This window comes from Bradyrhizobium sp. BWA-3-5, assembly GCF_032917985.1.
Classification (GTDB): domain Bacteria; phylum Pseudomonadota; class Alphaproteobacteria; order Rhizobiales; family Xanthobacteraceae; genus Bradyrhizobium.
Genome location: NZ_CP136626.1, coordinates 3,471,073 through 3,488,448 on the forward strand (window position 1 = coordinate 3,471,073; position 17,376 = coordinate 3,488,448).

General features: G+C 64.2%; 17 protein-coding genes, 1 tRNA gene and 2 pseudogenes. 10 read left to right on the forward strand and 10 right to left on the reverse strand.

Annotation, left to right across the window (positions count from 1 at the left end; translation table 11 throughout):
* Positions 1–3: 3 nt before the first annotated feature.
* The 3 genes from ruvX to RX331_RS16715 form a co-directional block, all read right to left on the reverse strand.
* Positions 4–486 carry a Holliday junction resolvase RuvX gene (gene ruvX / locus RX331_RS16705; protein ID WP_317257567.1) on the reverse strand — a complete coding sequence of 161 codons (483 nt, stop codon included), beginning with the start codon at positions 484–486 and terminating at the stop codon, positions 4–6.
* Positions 487–559: 73 nt separating this feature from the next.
* The gene (locus RX331_RS16710) at positions 560–733 is read right to left on the reverse strand and encodes a hypothetical protein (protein WP_317257568.1); all 174 of its coding nucleotides are present in this window, start codon (positions 731–733) and stop codon (positions 560–562) included.
* Between the two features lie 195 nt (positions 734–928).
* A complete protein-coding gene (locus RX331_RS16715) occupies positions 929–1,810 on the reverse strand; it encodes a LysR family transcriptional regulator (RefSeq protein WP_317257569.1) in 882 nt (293 codons plus the stop codon).
* 104 nt (positions 1,811–1,914) lie between these two features.
* Here RX331_RS16715 and RX331_RS16720 point away from each other — a divergent pair, with 104 nt between their 5' ends.
* Entirely contained in the window at positions 1,915–2,889 is a 975-nt protein-coding gene (locus tag RX331_RS16720; protein ID WP_317257570.1) for a nitronate monooxygenase, read from the forward strand.
* A gap of 34 nt (positions 2,890–2,923) precedes the next feature.
* Entirely contained in the window at positions 2,924–4,000 is a 1,077-nt protein-coding gene (locus tag RX331_RS16725; RefSeq protein WP_317257571.1) for a nitronate monooxygenase family protein, read from the forward strand.
* Between the two features lie 14 nt (positions 4,001–4,014).
* On the opposite strand, the gene RX331_RS16730 is transcribed toward RX331_RS16725, so the two are convergent.
* The 3 genes from RX331_RS16730 to RX331_RS16740 all read right to left on the reverse strand — a co-directional run bounded on the left by RX331_RS16730 (position 4,015) and on the right by RX331_RS16740 (position 6,132).
* A complete protein-coding gene (locus RX331_RS16730; RefSeq protein WP_317257572.1) occupies positions 4,015–4,893 on the reverse strand; it encodes an MBL fold metallo-hydrolase in 879 nt (292 codons plus the stop codon).
* Between the two features lie 34 nt (positions 4,894–4,927).
* Positions 4,928–5,545, reverse strand: a complete 618-nt coding sequence (locus RX331_RS16735; protein WP_317257573.1) for an alpha/beta hydrolase — start codon at positions 5,543–5,545, stop codon at positions 4,928–4,930.
* A 422-nt stretch (positions 5,546–5,967) separates the two neighbouring features.
* Entirely contained in the window at positions 5,968–6,132 is a 165-nt protein-coding gene (locus tag RX331_RS16740; protein WP_283034407.1) for a hypothetical protein, read from the reverse strand.
* Positions 6,133–6,502: 370 nt separating this feature from the next.
* Between RX331_RS16740 and gatC the strand changes: the two genes are divergently transcribed.
* From gatC to RX331_RS16780, 8 genes are all read left to right on the forward strand, one after another.
* Positions 6,503–6,790 (forward strand): Asp-tRNA(Asn)/Glu-tRNA(Gln) amidotransferase subunit GatC, encoded by a 288-nt coding sequence (gatC, locus tag RX331_RS16745; RefSeq protein ID WP_317258154.1) that lies wholly within the window; start codon positions 6,503–6,505, stop codon positions 6,788–6,790.
* Positions 6,791–6,874: 84 nt separating this feature from the next.
* The gene (locus RX331_RS16750; RefSeq protein WP_317257574.1) at positions 6,875–7,087 is read left to right on the forward strand and encodes a hypothetical protein; all 213 of its coding nucleotides are present in this window, start codon (positions 6,875–6,877) and stop codon (positions 7,085–7,087) included.
* Positions 7,084–8,559, forward strand: coding sequence for an Asp-tRNA(Asn)/Glu-tRNA(Gln) amidotransferase subunit GatA (gene gatA, locus RX331_RS16755; RefSeq protein WP_317257575.1), 1,476 nt, complete (start codon positions 7,084–7,086; stop codon positions 8,557–8,559). Before RX331_RS16750 ends, gatA begins: the two co-directional genes overlap by 4 nt.
* A 2-nt stretch (positions 8,560–8,561) precedes the next feature.
* Positions 8,562–8,855, forward strand: coding sequence for a hypothetical protein (locus RX331_RS16760; protein WP_317257576.1), 294 nt, complete (start codon positions 8,562–8,564; stop codon positions 8,853–8,855).
* A complete protein-coding gene (gatB, locus tag RX331_RS16765) occupies positions 8,852–10,336 on the forward strand; it encodes an Asp-tRNA(Asn)/Glu-tRNA(Gln) amidotransferase subunit GatB (protein WP_317257577.1) in 1,485 nt (494 codons plus the stop codon). The genes RX331_RS16760 and gatB overlap by 4 nt, the downstream gene beginning before the upstream one ends.
* A 1,119-nt stretch (positions 10,337–11,455) precedes the next feature.
* Positions 11,456–12,034, forward strand: a complete 579-nt coding sequence (locus RX331_RS16770) for a helix-turn-helix transcriptional regulator (protein ID WP_317257578.1) — start codon at positions 11,456–11,458, stop codon at positions 12,032–12,034.
* Between the two features lie 23 nt (positions 12,035–12,057).
* Positions 12,058–12,744: an HD domain-containing protein gene (locus tag RX331_RS16775; RefSeq protein WP_317257579.1), complete on the forward strand. Its 687-nt coding sequence runs from the start codon at positions 12,058–12,060 to the stop codon at positions 12,742–12,744.
* A 310-nt stretch (positions 12,745–13,054) separates the two neighbouring features.
* Entirely contained in the window at positions 13,055–13,321 is a 267-nt protein-coding gene (locus RX331_RS16780; RefSeq protein WP_317257580.1) for a hypothetical protein, read from the forward strand.
* 18 nt (positions 13,322–13,339) lie between these two features.
* On the opposite strand, the pseudogene RX331_RS38805 reads toward RX331_RS16780, so the two are convergent.
* From RX331_RS38805 to RX331_RS16795, 4 genes and pseudogenes are all read right to left on the reverse strand, one after another.
* Positions 13,340–13,456: pseudogene (locus RX331_RS38805) on the reverse strand (SEC-C metal-binding domain-containing protein); the annotation flags it as partial.
* Between the two features lie 215 nt (positions 13,457–13,671).
* Positions 13,672–14,247 (reverse strand): annotated as a pseudogene (locus RX331_RS38810) (DUF1186 domain-containing protein); the annotation flags it as partial.
* Positions 14,248–14,408: 161 nt separating this feature from the next.
* Positions 14,409–14,502 (reverse strand) — tRNA-Ser (locus RX331_RS16790).
* A 481-nt stretch (positions 14,503–14,983) separates the two neighbouring features.
* Positions 14,984–17,227, reverse strand: coding sequence for a lytic transglycosylase domain-containing protein (locus tag RX331_RS16795; protein ID WP_317257582.1), 2,244 nt, complete (start codon positions 17,225–17,227; stop codon positions 14,984–14,986).
* Between the last annotated feature and the right edge of the window lie 149 nt (positions 17,228–17,376).

Here is a 17,376-nt window from a genome sequence, read left to right on the forward strand (position 1 = left end):
GCCTCAAGCCTCTCCGCGCAGCTTCTTGAGCCGGTCCAGCGCCCCCTGCAGGATGAAGATCGCGGCATGCTCGTCGATCACCTCAGCGCGGCGGGCACGGGAAACGTCCATCCCGATCAGTTCGCGCTCCACGGCCGCGGTCGAAAGCCGTTCGTCCCACAGTCCGATCGCGAGGTCCGTGAGGTTTGCGAGGTTGCGGGCGAAGGCGCGGGTCGATTGCGCGCGCGGTCCCTCGCTGCCGTCCATGTTGATGGGCAGGCCGAGCACGAAGCCGGCGGCATGGCGTTCGCCCGATACTGCCAATAGCCGCGCGGCGTCGGCCTTGAAGGCCTTGCGGTGGATCGTCTCGACCCCGGTCGCGAGCCTGCGGTCGGGATCGGACACGGCGACGCCGATGGTCTTGGTGCCGAGATCGATGCCGATCAGGGCGCCGCGCGCGGGCCAGTGCGCGGCGGCATCGATCAGGGGGAGGATAGGGGCGGGCATATTCCCGCATACCACCGGCGCGCCATGCGCGCAAAACAGATGACGGTACAGCGTCGCATGCGAGGACGTCACGCTAGGCCTGGCGGCGCTTCTTTTTGGCTTTCTTCTCGGTCTTCAAAACCTCAGCCTGGGCGCGGTAGCCCCGCGCCATGTTGAGGAAACTTCCGGCGATTTGCTCGTCCGAGGCAGATCGCGCCATGCGTTCGGCCTTGTCGGCCTGCTTCCGAAAGAATTTGGTTTCCTTCACCATCGCTCCATCAGGGCAATCGAGAGGGACGGCCGGCTGGCTCGACGCTCAGCCGGGGCACAGATCACGGTGCGGCAACTCGGAAGAGGCCGCACCGTTCCCTGGCAAGGGGAGCTATCGGATCGCAACCGGGTTGATCGTGCTCTGCACGCCGCCCTTGAAGCGCGGCTGGCCGAGCGCCGCCCCACTGGCATGTCAGGCGGCAATAACCTCGCCATGGTCGCTCAGGCAGGACGCAAACCCTTGTAGCGCGCTGTATCGATGCGCGGTGCGGCGGGTGATGAAGAGCGTCTCGACCTGCGCCTGCGCCGGACTCAGCGTGTGAATGCTCACGCTGTCATTACGCCCGACCACGGCGCGTGGCAGCATCGTCACGCCCATGTCGGCGGCGACGCAGCCGACCATGCCGTCGAGCGTGCCGAGCTCGAACCGCGTGGCCGATGGCCAGCCGAATTCCGAAAACACCTGCTCGAGCCGCTGGCGGTAGGTGCAGCCGGTGCGGAACACCAGCGCCGTCGGGCCTGAACCCGGCGTGCCCGCGCGCAGAGCGGCAAGGCTTTGCCAGCGCCGCGCCGTGACCAGCACCAGCTCTTCGCGGAAAGCGACTGTCGCAGTGAGTTCGGCGTGCTCGATCGGGCCTGCCACAAACGCGCCGTCGAACGTGCCATTGAGCACGCCGGCGACCAGCTCGGCCGTTGTCGAGGTGCGCAGGCTCAATTGCACCGCCGGGAAGCGGCGATGGAATTCGGCGAGTAGGGAGGGCAGGCGGACGGCCGCCGTCGTCTCCATCGAGCCGATTGCAAGCGGTCCCTTCGGCTCGCCGTCGTCGCGCGCGGCGAGCAGCGCCTCGCGCGACAGCGCCGCCATCCGTTCGGCATAGGGCAGCAGGCGGCGGCCGGCGCCGGTCAGCGTCATGCCGCGGCTGTGCCGCTCGAACAGAGCGGTGCCGACCTGGGCTTCCAGCGCCTTGACGCGCTGGGTGACATTGGACTGCACGGTGTTGAGCTCGTCGGCGGCGCGGGTGATGCCGCCAAGGCGGGCAACGGCGGAAAAGGTCTGGAGATCGCTCAATTCCATGATGCGTGCCGTTTCATTTTAGAGATCGTAGCATTCTCTAGTATTCACTTTTATAGAATGGTAGATCGGACTAGGATCGCTGTCCAGACGAGGGGAGTGAGCGCATGCCGATCAGCACCGATTTGACGGCACTTCTGGGCATCCGACATCCGGTTCTGCTGGCGCCGATGGACACAATCTCGGGCAGCCGGCTAACCCGGACGGTGAGTGAAGCCGGCGGATTTGGCATCCTTGGCGGCGGCTATGGAGATCGCCTCCGACTCGAAGCCGAGACCGCGAAGCTGAAAGATCTCGGCGAGGCATTCGGCATCGGCTTCATCACCTGGAGCCTCGCGCAGAAACCCGAACTTCTCGACATCGCGCTTGGCGCCGATCCGCGCGCCATCATGCTGTCGTTCGGCGATCCCGCGCCATTCGCGCCAAAGATCAAGGCGGCGCATGCGTTGCTGATCTGCCAGGTCCAGAACGAGGAGATGGCACGTCAGGCGCTCGATGCCGGCGCCGATGTTTTGATTGCGCAGGGAACCGAGGCGGGTGGACACGGCGCCTCGCGCACCACGCTCGATATCGTGCCCGCGATCGTCGATGTGGCGGCCGGACGCGTTCCGGTCGTCGCTGCTGGCGGCATTGCTGACGGGCGCGGCTTGGCAGCGATGCTGATGCTGGGAGCCTCTGGCGTGCTGATGGGCACGCGCTTCTATGCGAGCGTCGAGGCCGACGGCGCCGAGCGGGCAAAGCAATTGATCTGTGCGGCCAACAGTGGCGAGACGGTGCGCGGCGTGGTGTTCGACTGGTCGCGACAGCTGTTGTGGCCGGCGCCATTCACCGCGCGCTCGCTGATCAACGACCATGTGCGGACCTGGACCGGCCGCGAGATCGAGCTGATGCAGCGGGCGGAGCAGATTGCAGCGGACTATGCCGCGGCGAAAGCGGCCGGCAATTTCGATGTCGCCGCCGTCTTTGCCGGAGAATCCGCAGGGCTGATCCATGACATTCCGCCGGCCGCCGTGATCGTCGGCAGGATCGTCACGGAAGCCGAGCAGATATTGAGCGGACGGCGCAATTCCGTCGCCGCCTGATCCAGACCTCCAGTTACTCAAGCGAGCAGAAACCATGTGGCCAGACCGCCGGATCATCGACCTCTTCAAGACCGAATTTCCGATCGTGCAGGCCCCGATGGCCGGCATCATGGATGCCGAGCTGGTGATCGCAGCCGCGCACGGCGGCGCGCTGGGCTCGCTGCCCTGCGCGATGATCACGGCCGAGAAGGCGCGCGAGCAGGTCAACATCATCCGCCAGCGCGTTTCTGCGCCGGTCAACATGAACTTCTTCTGCCACACGCCTGTCGATACCGATCCGGCGCGCGAGGCCGGCTGGAAGGCGCGGCTCGGCGGCTATTACAGGGAATATGGCGTCGATCCGGCCGCGCCGATCAGCGCCGCCAACCGTGCGCCGTTCGATGAGGCGATGTGCGCCGTCGTCGAAGAATTGAAGCCGGAAGTCGTCAGCTTCCATTTCGGCCTGCCGGCGCCCGCGCTGGTCAAGCGCGTCAAGGCGGCGGGTTCAATCGTGATGTCGTCGGCAACCATCGTGAAGGAAGCGATCTGGCTGGAGGAGAACGGCGCCGACGTCATCATCGCGCAGGGCGCGGAAGCCGGCGGCCACCGCGGCATGTTCCTGACCGACAACATCGCCGAGCAGCCCGGCACGTTTGCGCTAGTGCCGCAGATGGTCGATGCGGTGAAGGTGCCAGTCATCGCAGCCGGCGGCATCGCCGACGGACGCGGCATCGCGGCAGCCTTTGCGCTCGGTGCGGCCGGCGCGCAGATCGGCAGCGCGTATCTGCGTTGCCCGGAATCCAAGGTGAGTGGGCCTGCGCGGGCCGCGTTGGCGGCCGCGCACGACGATACTACCGTCATCACCAATGTGATGACCGGCCGTCCCGCGCGCGGCGTCGCCAACCGCATCATGCGCGAGGTCGGCCCGATCTCGCCGGATGCCCCGGCATTCCCGCACGCCGCCACCGCGCTTGGGCCGCTGAAGGCCGCGGCCGAAAAGCTCGGCAAGGTCGATTTCACCAATCTCTGGGCCGGGCAGGCGGTGCGATTGGGCCGCGAGATGCCCGCGGCTGAATTGACCCGATCGCTGGCGAACGCGGCGCTGGCGCGATTGAGCGCACTGGGCGGGTAGACTGCCGCTGTCGCCTACAACGCGTGGACCCAGGCTTCGGGATACAGCGCATAGGCATTTCCTCGTCGCGCCAGGCGCGAAAATGCCGGGAAATGCAGATGCATTCCGGCGATTAGGATGCCATCGGTGGCGACGCGGTCGAACATGCGTTTGCGCGCGACTGCTGCCGCGGCGAGGTCGGTGTCGAAGGCCATGCCGGCTTCCGGAAACGCGGTCTGCACTTCCGGCACATGCACCGTATCGCCCCAGATCATCAGCTGCTCGTTGCCTGAGGCGATGAGATAGGCGGTGTGGCCCGGCGTATGCCCAAGGCTCGGCACAGCGGTGACGCCGGGGAATACCTCACCCTCCCTGAACAACCGCGTCCGGCTCTTGTAAGGCGCGACCTGTTCGCGGCCGGCGAGAAAATAGAGTTTTGCCGATCGCTCGTCGACCTTGGCCATCGCGCCGTCGTCGAACCAGTGCGCCGGCTCGTTCTCGTGCATCACCAGCTCGGCGTTCGGAAACAGGAGCTGGCCGTTCGACATGTCGACCAGGCCGGCGGAATGATCAGGGTGCATGTGAGTCAGTAATACCGTGTCGATTGATTTCGGATCGATGCCGGCAGCCGTAAGGCTGCGTTGCACGAAGCCGGCGGTCGGCTGCAGATAGTTGCCTGACCCGGTGTCGATAATCGCGATGCGTCCCTTCGAATGAATCAGGAAGGTGTTGACGCTGGTTCGCCGCGCCGGACGGAAGGCGTCGCTGAGGGTTTGACGCGCCTTTTCGAGGTCGACGTTGCGCATCACGTCGAGCGTGCCGTCCAGATAGCCGTCGCTGATGGCGGTGACGACGAGGTCTCCGATGCGGCGATGATAGACGCCGGCAATCTGCTGTGTGGGGTGCTGATGCATTTGGAGATCCTCGGAGCTTGAGCGGCGGGTCCGGTCAGGCACCGACCGATCGCAGGAACTCGTCGATGCCCTCGGCGAGCAGATCGGGAGTTTGCACCGCCATGTAGTGGCCGGTGCGGATCTCGGTGTAGCGGGCGCCGGGAATAGCCTTGGCGACGTCTTGCGCCAGCGATGGCGGGCGCACCCGATCCAGGCTGCCGCCGATCACGAGGACCGGACAAGCCAGCCGGGCAAGTTCGTCCCCCATCTTGGCCGCGGCCAGCATTCGCCAGATCGTCGCATAGCTCGAGGGATCGTTGCCCAGCCATCGCCTCCGGAAGCGCTCGAACCGCGCCACGTCGCCGCGAAGCTCCGGCCCGTAGCCACCAAGCATGGCGTCTTCGACCGCGACGGCCATGCCGCCAGCCTCGATCTTCAGCAGGCGTTCGAGGGCGGGCGCGCGCCGTTCGGCGGCGATGCCCGTAGCCGGGCTGCCCACGGCGACAGCGCTGGTGCGTTCCTTGTATCGAGCGGCGAAATGCAGGGCGATCGCACCGCCGACGGCGATGCCCGCGAGCGCGACCTTGCCGGTGATGCCGAAGTGATCGAGCAGGCCAGCGATGTCGCCGGCCATTGTATCGAGAGTAAGCTCGCCACGCACCTTCTGCGACAATCCGGCGCCGCGGGTATCATAACGCAGGACACGGCGGGATCCGGCGAAGCGCGGCGCGATTTCATCCAGCTTTCGAGCGAGCCGCCCATTTCATGAACCAGCACCAGCGTGCGGTCGCCGGCACCACTCAGTTCGCAGCGCAGGGCGACGCCATTGGCCTCGACGAAATCCATGCTTCGCTCCCGGTATCCTTTTCATCTTTTTGTTGTCACCCGGCGAGCGAGGGCCCGCGTCGACCTCGAGACACGAGGCATACGATAGCGGAGGCGCTACCAAGTTCAAATCGGGAGAGGGGTGAGGCGCAAGACCCGTCTTTGGCAACCGCGACGGCCGGTACGGCGCGCCAATAAGGCCGCGCAGAAGCAAGCTCGCGCTCCGGCCAAACCAGCCAGTCGTACCGCCGGAAATACGGACTTTTCGCGTTAGTGCGCCGGTTCGTCGCGTCTGACGTCGAGATGTTCCGCCGCCAGCGACCGGTAATGCGCGGCCATCTCCTTGTAATGCTGCCTGGAGATCGGATCGGTCGCGCTTTCGGCGCGGCGTTCGAACATTTCCGCCTTTTCTTGCAGGATCTTAGCCTGGGACACGACTCTGCTCCCATTCGGTCAGGTCAAACAGGCGAGATAGACGATCGCGATACCGAGCACGGTCCCGATGGACCATAGGGCGGGATCCCAGCTTTCCGACCCGGCATTGTCATTTTCGATGGTCGACATGACACGGCCTCCCGATGTTCTGGCCGCGACTACATTCCCCGTCTGTTTCAGGACGACTACGTCATGGGCTAGAAATGGTTTCGTCAGGCGTTTTTGCGAGGTAATCGGCGCCTCGCACACGAAAACTTGTCTGTTGGGGCAGGACGCCAAGGAGCCGCCGCAGGCTGTTCCCACCGGTTGCGGCGCAAAAGCGGCCTCTGCTATACGGCAGGTGCGAAATCTCCGTTTGAGGCCTATATTAATGTCCGTTGATGCCGCTACCGTTCGCCGCATCGCGCATCTGGCGCGAATTGCAGTCACCGACACCGAGGTTCCCCACCTGCAGGGCGAGCTGAACGCTATGCTGGCCTTCGTGGAGCAGCTTTCGGAGGTGAATATCGACGGCGTCGAACCGATGACCTCGGTGACCCCGATGAAAATGAAGAAGCGGCCCGACGTGGTCAACGACGGCGAAATTCCCGACGATATCGTGGGGAATGCGCCGGAGACGCAAAATCATTTCTTCCTGGTGCCGAAGGTCATTGAATAACGGCGATGGCGTTTTCGAGCGAAGTGGGTACCGGTTCGCGTTAAGAGGCGCGTCAAACAATGAAGTCTAGAGATCGGAAGTCCGATGTGTCTGCTCTGCGACGATGAAAAGGCCTATCAGGCCTACATGAACTATCTCGACGCGATGGAGCGGCAGGGCAAGGCCGCCGATCCCGACAAGGCGATGGACGCTGTCCTCGATCAGCTCGAGGCCAATGAAAGGACCCGGTCCAAGTCCAACGATCCCGCCGACGACAAGACGCTTTCTCCATTCTTCTGCAGCCCGATCAATAAATGACCGACCTGACATCCCTGACGATCGCGGAGGCCCGCGAGGGCCTCGCGGCTAAGTCTTTCACCTCGCTTGAATTGACGGATGCGCATCTCGCCGCAATGGAAGCGGCCCGCTCGCTCAATGCCTTCGTGCTGGAAACACCGGACCATGCCCGCGCAATGGCGCGTGCGGTCGATGCGAAGATCGCCAAGGGCGAGGGTGGGCCGCTGGCCGGCATTCCGCTCGGCATCAAGGATCTGTTCGCCACCAAGGACGTGCGCACCACCGCGTGCTCGAAGATCCTCGGCAATTTCGTGCCGCCGTATGAATCGACCGTGACCTCGCAGCTCTGGCGCGACGGTGCTGTGATGCTCGGCAAGCTCAACAATGACGAGTTCGCGATGGGCTCGTCGAACGAGACCTCGTGCTTCGGCCCTGTCGTCAACCCGTGGCGGCGCGAGGGTTCCAACACCACGCTGGTGCCGGGCGGCTCGTCCGGCGGTTCGGCATCCGCCGTGGCGGCGCTGCTCTGCATGGGCGCGACCGCGACCGATACCGGCGGCTCGATCCGCCAGCCCGCCGCGTTCACCGCGACCGTCGGCGTCAAGCCGACCTATGGCCGCTGCTCGCGCTGGGGCATCGTGGCTTTCGCATCCTCGCTCGACCAGGCCGGGCCGATCGCGCGCACGGTGCGCGATTCCGCGATCCTGATGCGCTCGATGGCCGGACACGATCCAAAGGACACGACGTCGGTCGAGATCGCCGTGCCCGATTACGAGACCGCAATCGGCAAATCCGTGAAGGGCATGAAGATCGGTATTCCCAAGGAGTATCGTCTCGACGGCATGCCGGCGGAGATCGAAAAACTCTGGACCGAGGGCGCGGCGTGGCTGAAGGCGGCCGGCGCCGAACTGGTCGAGGTATCGCTGCCGCACACCAAATATGCGCTGCCGGCCTACTACATCGTGGCGCCGGCGGAAGCCTCGTCCAACCTCGCGCGCTACGACGGCGTGCGTTATGGCCTGCGTGAGGAGGGGCGCAACATCATCGACATGTATGAGAACACCCGCGCGAGCGGCTTTGGCGACGAAGTTCGCCGCCGCGTCATGATCGGCACCTATGTGCTCTCGGCGGGCTATTACGATGCCTATTATCTGCGCGCGCAAAAAGTCCGCACGCTGATCAAGAAGGATTTTGAGGACTGCTTCGCCAGGGGCATCAGCGCGATCCTGACACCGGCGACGCCGTCGGCAGCGTTCGGCGTTGGCGAAAAGGGCGGCGCCGATCCGGTCGAGATGTATCTCAACGACATTTTTACGGTGACGGTGAACATGGCGGGCCTGCCGGGCATCGCGGTGCCGGCCGGCAAGGACGCGCAGGGCCTGCCGCTCGGCCTGCAACTGATCGGCCGTCCGTTCGACGAGGAGACGCTGTTCTCGCTCGGCGCGGTGGTGGAGCAGGCAGCCGGTCACTTCACGCCGCAGAGGTGGTGGTAGCGATGGCCGATTTCCGCGCCAGCCTCAAGGACGCCGTGCCCGCGTCAAACCTGGAACCGCCGCTGGCGGCGCTGTGGTGGGCGGCCAAGGGCGATTGGGACCGGGCGCACAAGATCGTGCAGGATGAAGGCACGCGTGACGCCGCCTGGGTGCACGCCTATCTGCACCGCGTCGAAGGCGATCTCGGCAATGCCGGCTACTGGTACCGGCAGGCCGGTCAGCCGGTCGCGAAGGATTCTCTGGAAGCCGAATGGGAGCGGATCGTGTCCGCGCTGCTCGGGGGTGGAAAAGCATGAGCGCGTCAGCCAGACAGGGCAAACTGATCAAAGGCCAGACCGGCGACTGGGAAGTCGTGATCGGAATGGAGGTGCACGCCCAGGTCACCTCGAAGTCAAAACTGTTCTCGGGGGCCCCGACCGAGTTCGGCGGCGAGCCCAACAGCCATGTCTCGCTGGTCGATGCCGCAATGCCGGGCATGCTGCCTGTCATCAATGAGGAATGCGTGCGGCAGGCCGTGCGCACCGGCCTTGGTCTTAACGCAGAGATCAACCTCCGCTCGGTGTTCGATCGCAAGAACTATTTCTATCCGGACTCGCCGCAAGGCTATCAGATCAGCCAATACAAGTCGCCGATCGTGGGCGAAGGGGAGGTCGTTGTCGAACTGGACGGCGGCAAGACCGCCACCATTGGCATCGAGCGGCTGCACCTGGAGCAGGACGCCGGCAAATTGTTGCACGACCAGTCGCCTTCGATGACGTTTGTCGACCTCAACCGCTGCGGCGTGGCGCTGATGGAGATCGTCTCGAAGCCAGATATTCGCGATTCCGAGCAGGCCAAGGCCTATGTGAGCAAGCTGCGCTCGATCCTGCGCTATCTCGGCACCTGCGATGGTGACATGGAGAAGGGGAGCCTGCGCGCAGATGTGAACGTTTCCGTGCGTAAGCCCGGTGGGCCGCTCGGCACCCGCTGCGAAATCAAGAACATGAACTCGATTAACTTTATCGGCCAGGCGATCGAGTACGAGGCGCGGCGCCAGATCGAGATCATCGAGGAGGGCGGTGCGATCGACCAGGAGACGCGCCTGTTCGACCCCAACAAGGGGGAAACGCGCTCGATGCGCTCCAAGGAGGAGGCGCACGATTATCGTTACTTCCCGGACCCGGACCTGCTGCCGCTCGAGTTCACGCCAGCCTATGTCGATGGGCTGAAGGCGGAACTGCCGGAATTGCCGGACCAGAAGAAGGCGCGCTTCATCGAGAGCCTCGGCCTGTCGCCCTATGATGCCGGCGTGCTGGTCGCCGAGCGCGAAAGCGCGGAGTTCTATGAGACCGTGCTCGAAGGGATCGCCGACAAGACGCGCGACGGCAAGCTCGCGGCCAACTGGGTGATCAACGAGCTGTTCGGCCGTCTCAACAAGGAAGGCCATGGCATCGGGGATTCGCCGGTGTCGGCCGCGCAGCTCGCTGCGATCGTCGGCCTGATCGGCGAGGGCACGATATCAGGCAAGATCGCAAAAGAACTGTTCGAGATCGTCTGGACGGAAGGTGGCGACCCGCGCGAGCTGGTGGAAAGCCGCGGCATGAAGCAGGTCACCGATCTTGGCGCGATCGAGAAGGTGGTCGACGAGATCATCGCCGCCAATCCGGACAAGGTCGCGCAGGCGAAAGCCAAGCCGCAGCTCGCCGGCTGGTTCGTCGGCCAGGTGATGAAGCAGTCCGGCGGCAAGGCCAACCCGCAGGCGGTCAACGACCTCTTGAAGACGAAGCTCGGCATCTGAATCGTCCCGTAACGGGACATGCTGGCAACGTCGGCGACGTCGCGATCGATGTGTGCGCGCATGCATCGATCGCTCATCGCGATCCAAAACGTGAGCGTCGCGACCGCTCGCATGCTTCCGAATCGGCGGTCGCGATTCGTCCGGAAAGTTCGTTTTGGCGCGCGTCGGCGAGACTTCAGCGCTGTGACCATGAAAATTTTTTTGTTGCCAAACCCTGCGACTCAGAGTCCGTGCACGCGGCATTTTCGCGGCATCGCTGAGTCGTTATTCCATTGATCGTGCATCGAACGTCGTTGTCGTGAATTCAAAAAAGCGCTGCAGTAAAGGCGATTCCTGCAAAATTCACGAAAGCCAACGCTCCTCGTCGCGGGACTTTTTGCATCGAGATGCGGACGTGTTGTGAAGTCGCCGATGTCGGTGCTTCGCGCGCTCTCTCATCGCCGTGTCAACACTTCCTTAAGCGGGACGCTGTTTTTTTGAACGTGTTGGTGTATTCGGAATGGAGTGCATCTCGATTCCCGAATGCACGCAGCAGACTAAAGCCATCTCACACATTGGAGGGCAACATGGCCAAGAAAGCTAAGAAGGCGAAGAAGGCGAAGAGCGCAGTGAAGAAGACTGCGAAGAAGACCCGCAAGGTCGCCAAGAAGAAGTAACTTCGCTTCTTTGAGAATTGCCGGCGGCTTGATGCCGGCACGTCACACGAGCCCCGGATGAACATCTGAAGGCTCTGTCGACGAAAGAGGGTGTCGGCGAGACATCAGGTCAACGGTCGGATCGCACTTCAAAAAGATCCGGCAGAAGAAACGAGTTTTCTTCGTTCGGTGCGGGTATCCTTAACTATCCGCAATTTCACCGGGCCCACGCCCGGCGCGAAATCTGGTCCTGACGTGTTCGCCGACGCCCTCGTTCCCTCCGGGCGTATTCTTCCCCCGGAACGACCCGCTTCCCAAACCGATCGTTTCGATGGCCGCGCCTCCCGGCATCTGGGCCACAATCCTTCGCAATCCCGACATCTCCAGCCCGACCATCAGAGACCTGCATCATCGCGGGCCCGTGCGGCGCTTCTAGCTGCCTCGTTCGTTGAATCCCCGGCCGGGTCGGGCATATGCTTGGCGCATGGTCGAGGTCCGCCGAGAAGACCCTTGCTCGCTCGCGTTAACGCTAAGGCTTGTCCGCAGGCATCGCGGCATCAAGCAGGCGCATGCGGCCGAACTGCTCGGCGTAACCCAGTCGACCGTCAGCCGCATCGAGCATGGTGAGCTGAAGCCGGCGGGCGCCTTGCGAAACCGGCTGCTCGATCTCGTCTCCGCCCGCATCCATCCGGCGCGCGACGCGGCGCTTCGTCGTCTTGTCGAAGGCTCCGCAAGCCCCGTCCATCTCGTCTGCGATCTCACCCATCGGCTGCTGGCCGCTTCCGCTCCTCGCGAGCGTGAGTGGCGACGCGCTGCCGGCGAGTTGCTGGGCCATCCGCTGTGGCGGTTTGCGAGCGAGGCGATCCGATCGGCCGAAGCGCAATTGCTGGATCTTGGCTGGGGTGAGCGCGACGGAGCCCACGCGCTGACTTTCGTGACAGGCGCCAACGGGCTCGCCGAACTGCGCATCGTGCCCGGTGTGCAGATCTGGGAACGCATCCTGCTGTCCGACGGTTCGCCGGCGCGGCTCGTCACAAGCCCGCCCGACGGCCTCCCGGTCTAGCTTCATGCGCGCATATCTTATGCGTGGCGCCCGCCGGCGGGCTCCTTCAAGCTGGAAGCATGACTTGGGAACAGGGCGTTAGGCCCCCTAATTCGCTGCAGCTTGCCGAACCGCTCGCTTCGCGGCTGCGCTTCCTGCTCGAGGCCGACCGGCTCAAGTCCGTTGTTCGCGGCAGCCGCATCGCCGACGGCTCGCGCCGCGAGAATACCGCCGAGCATAGTTGGCATATCGCGCTCTTCGCGCTCGTGCTGGCGCCTCACGCGGCGGAGCGGATCGATCTGCTCCGCGTGATCTCGATGCTCCTGATCCACGATGTCGTCGAAATCGACTGTGGCGATACGCTGCTGTACGACGCGGTCGGATCCGCGACGCAGGCGGCGCGTGAGACGGCCGCCGCCCGCCGGCTGTTCGGCTTACTGCCGGCGGACCAGGCCGCTGAAATCTTCTCGCTGTGGCAGGAGTTCGAGGCCGCGGCGACGGCGGATGCGCGGTTCGCCAAGTCGGTCGATCGTCTGCAGCCCATCCTGCTGAACCACGCGGTCGGCGGCGGTACGTGGACCGACTATGATGTGGACGAGGCGCGCGAGCGCGCCTTGACCTGCCGTATCGCCGAAGGCGCGCCGACGCTCTGGCGCGCGGCAGAGGCGGTCATCAAGGACGCGGTCGATCGAGGATGGCTCAAACCCGGCGCCGGGAACCTGAGCGGCTAAGCGGTCCGCTCGAGGGACGGAGCGAGATACGACACACGCCGGCAATGGTTATCGTTGTGCGAAACCGGACGGTAAACAGGTCTTCACGATTTCCGACTTCTGCTTGTGCCCAGGCACTTTTGCGATTCTGGCGCGGCCGCGCCGTTTGCACGTTTACACCCCGTTCATCGCGAACCTTAAACTGCCCTTCAAATTTGATCGGCCATGATCGCCTCAACAACAGACCGGAAAACGGCGTTGGAGATGCAAGCAGATAGTGGACGGGGGCCGCACTCGGGGGAGAGCGGCAACGATAACAAGGGGACCTATAATGTTTCAGGGGCAGATCGATCTCGACACGGCCATTCGGGTGGAAGCGACCGCGGTTCCCGACGTGCTGTTCGAGCGCGGCCTTTACTGGGCGAGCGGCCGTTCGGGCGTCGTTAACCTGGTCGCGGCCCATAAATGGTTCAATCTCGCCGCGCTGAAGGGCCGCACTGACGCGATCGCGATGCGCCGCGAGGTCGCGGCCATGATGTCGGATGCAGAGATCGCCGCCGCGCAGCGCGAAGCGCGCGCCTGGATGACCGCGCGCTAATGCCAGCGGCTGGCCAGGTCACAGCGGGGGCTCGCCGTTGGCAAGGCAGCATTTCTTCGCTTTCTTGCCGCTTCCGCAAGGGCATGGATCGTTACGCCCGACGTGCCGCCAGGGATTCCTGACCGGCTCGTTGGGATAATCGAAATCAGCCCATGGGTCTTGCTCTTCGTCGCCTTCGAACTCGTCTTCGCTGCCACGGGTCCAATCGAGCGATACGAGCACATCTTCGATGTAGCCGAGGTACCTTTGCGTAAAGCGATCGATGTTGTCAGGCGCGCGTTCGGCTGCGGCAAGTTCGTCATCGAATTCGAACGATCGATCCATTGTTCGGATAAGCGGCCTTCGCGCCAGGCCTCATCAACGAGCGGCACCAGATCGCGCAGCCCGAGCAGCATGATTGCCTGCAGCCAGCCCGCCCAAGCCTGATCGCCGTTGTCAGCCAACCTCTCTTCATGAAATCGGACAAGAAATTGCCGAAACCGCTCGCGTTGGATGCGGCCTTCCCATGCCAGAAAAGTTGCCGCGCCGAACAAAGCTTCGCGGATAAACTTATCGATCGAGCGGTCGACCATCAGAGCAAACAGGCCCTCAGCATCGTCATCGAACACGCCAGTGACAATTTTTGCCAGGCTCTCAGTGATGCCGTTGCCGAGCAGATCGTCGATCTCATCGAAAGGCCGGCGCAGCAGGCGGAGGAGCGGCTGGTATGATTCTCGGTCACGCGCGCCTCCGAGAATGTGAAGCCCGCGGAACAGCAGCAGGCTGTCTTCATCCGACAATGGTTCGCCATCGGCAGCCCGCAGCAGAACGGCACGCAATTTGGGGCTGCTCCGCCAATTAGGTGGTGGCGATTTCCTGATAGCCGATCTCGCAAGCGCGCTAGGACCGTTCCAGCATCGTCGCAAATAGCGTAATGGCTGCGGCAATGAAGAAATGTGCCTCTCGTTCCGAACGTGCGACCTCAGGTCGGTGCCTTCCGCATAGGAAAGGAGTGAGGCCGACCAACCGCCTGGCCGCTCCGCTGGTCCAGTGCAGCATCCGCCTTCAGTGGTTGGGTTGATTGCGGAGGTGCCAGAGCGTTAGCAGATGGCGGAGCCGGAGGGATTCGAACCCTCGATAGGCCTTTACAAGCCTATAACGGTTTAGCAAACCGCCGCCTTCAGCCACTCGGCCACAGCTCCATAGGCGCGGATATGCCTGACGCGAGGGCCAGCCGCAAGCGGCAGATGAGGTTTGCGACAAGGCTATTTAGAGGCGCGGGTATTTTCCGCCGATAGCCGCTCGGTCGTGCGCGTTCTGGTCGCATCTTTTCCGGTTCTGGCCGCCGCGCGGGCGCCACCATCGCATCGGCGCCGGCGGGCCCGATGCCGGTTTCCAATCCGGACGCACCGGATTCCGTCATTTTGGTCCGATTTCGCCCCGATTGGGCTTCCTTCGACCGGGAGGGGGCTTCAACCCGGATCCAATGAGCGTTGCAAGTCGGGCGCTACCGCATCTCGCGGAACCCGACTGCGTCGGAGCAATCTCGAACACTCTATAATGGGATGCCGGAGGCTTGCGGCACGCGCACCACAATCGGCCCCAATCAAATGGAACTATGTGAAATAGTCGAATAGAAACAATGCTTTGCCAAATCCTTGGTCTCGGCGGCCGGCATTGCCGCTATTCAACGCTGGCGCCGCGATGCAGGTCGGCTTCGATCTGGAGCTTGGCGCCGCCGCCGAAGCGCGCGCGATAGACCTGCAGGTTCTCCATGATCCGCTGGACGTAGTTGCGCGTCTCGGAGAAGGGGATCAATTCGACCCAGTCGACGGCATCGACCTTGGGATCGCGCGGGTCGCCGTAACGCTCGATCCATTTCTTCACGCTGCCGCGGCCGGCATTGTAGCCGGCGAAGGTCAGGATATAGGAGCCGCGGTAGTCCTCGAGCAGGCCGCCGAGCTCGGCGGCCCCCAGCATAGCGTTGTAGACCGAATCGGTCTTCATCCGCTGAAGGTCGAAGCTGACGCCGGCGCGTTTGCAGACATAGCGGCCGGCATCCGGCGTCACCTGCATCAGCCCGTAGGCCTGGGCCGGCGAGACCACGGCCGGATTGAACGCGCTTTCCTGCCGCGCGATCGAATAGACGACGCTCGGCTCGACCTCGGGACCGAGCTGCTTGAATGACGGGATACCCACAACGGGATAGGCGTAGTGGTCGAAGGGCAGGCCGCGGTTGAGCGCAGCCTTGCCGAGCAGCAGCATGCCTCGGGCGTCATGGTAGCGCGCGGTGAGTTCACCGAGCCCGGCCACGGCTTCGGGATCGCCGTTCTCGCCCATGTCGCTGAAGATCGGGATCGCAATTTCGCGCTCGTCGAGCTCGTAGAGCAACTGGACGGCGCGGACGATCTCCAGCCGGTCCGCTCCGCGGCTGCGCGGCACGCCATTCAGTTCGAGCTGCGGCAGGCCAAGCTTGGCGCGCGCGAGCTGGCCGTAATAGCTGGTCGACTGCTCGGCCGCCCGGCCGTAAGCCGCGCGGGCTTCCTGGCCGCGGCCCGCAGCCTCCGCCGCACGGCCCTGCCAATAGCCGGCGCGCGCCAGCGCGGTTGGGTTGGCGCTGCCGACGCCGATGCGGGCGAAGTGCTGGGCGGCAAGCGCCGGATCTTTCAGGAAGCGCAGCGCGATCCAGCCCGCGGTGAATTCCGCCTCGGTCTTGTAGATGTCGCGCGTCGGCAGCGCGGCATCCCGCGCAATCAGGTAGGCGTTGCGATGCTCGCCGACGTCGATCATCTTGCGCGCCAGCAGCCGACGCTCGATCCACCATTCGTTGAGATTGTGCAGGCGGTTTGGATCTTTCGGCGCGCTCAGCATCAGCTGCGCGGCCTCGGTGAACTTCTCTTCGCGGCGAAGCAGCTGGATCTTGGCGAAGAGGTAGCCGGTTTCGCCGTGCAGCTCGTGCGGCACCGCCTCGAGCAGGGCGCGGAGGTTGGAGGCCTTCTTGTTGGCCGCAATGCGCGCTTTGGCGAGCGCGACATGGCCGGAGCCGAGCCGTTTAGCCGCGCGCATGCCGCCGGCTTCCTGCTCGGTGCTGTACAGCAGCGATTCCATCCGCGCCTTGTGGTCGCCCGCGGTCAGCAGTGCGCCGAACATGTCGAGCACGGCACTCTCAGTGTCTTCCGACATGCCGTCGTGACGCCAGGCCTCGCGGACCAGCCGCTCGGCATTGGCGCGATCGCCGCGCGCAATCATCGCCTTGGCCAGCGCGAACTTGCCCTTGGCCGAGATCGGCGAATCGTTTTCGAACCACGACCATACCGCGCTGTCATCGCGGCGGTCGTCCCATAGCGCCGCCTCGATGCGCCGACGCAGGAAGATCTGCGACGGCCAGCTCGGATTGGCCGAGATAAACGCGCGGTAGCGCTCGACCGAGGCATTGTTGTTGTCGCTGCGCAGGATCAGCCATTCCGCGAGCTTGCGGGCGACGGGGTCCGAAATGGTCGCCTGCACCTGCGTGGCATCTCCGGCCTTCTGTTTGCGCACGAGCTCGATGACGTTTTCCAGCGCGTCCTTGTCGGCCTGCGAGGTCGACGTCGTCGCAGCGACCGCTGCCGGCGCCACATGCTTTCGCGGCGGCGGCAAAGCGGCGTGCTGGCGCGTGGCGGGCGCCAGCACCGGCGGCGCGGGGGTCGGTGCCGCCATCGGGGCACGGGCCGCTGGGGCAGCCGCCGTCGCAGTGTGAGCGGGCGGCGTGTTGGTGGTGCCAGCGGATTTGGGGACGACGTTGCGGGCGACCGGCCGTGGCTTCGGCAGTGGAACCTTTGGCTTGGCCCAGGCTTCCACAGAGAAGGCGGCAAACCCGACCGCCAGCGCCAGGCTGGTTGCCAGAGCGGTCGATCGCAATGCGGCGGCGCGGACGGGAAGGGTCACGGCTTTCCTCTGCGGCGGCGAATCATTCAATCGCTCCAGCCCTAGGTCTATTTGACCGAATATGTGGACAAATTGCTAAAAAGGTCGCGGCCGTCCTGTTTACGCCATCACCGCGGCAAAATCGCGGCTATAGCCGCTGTCGCGGGACG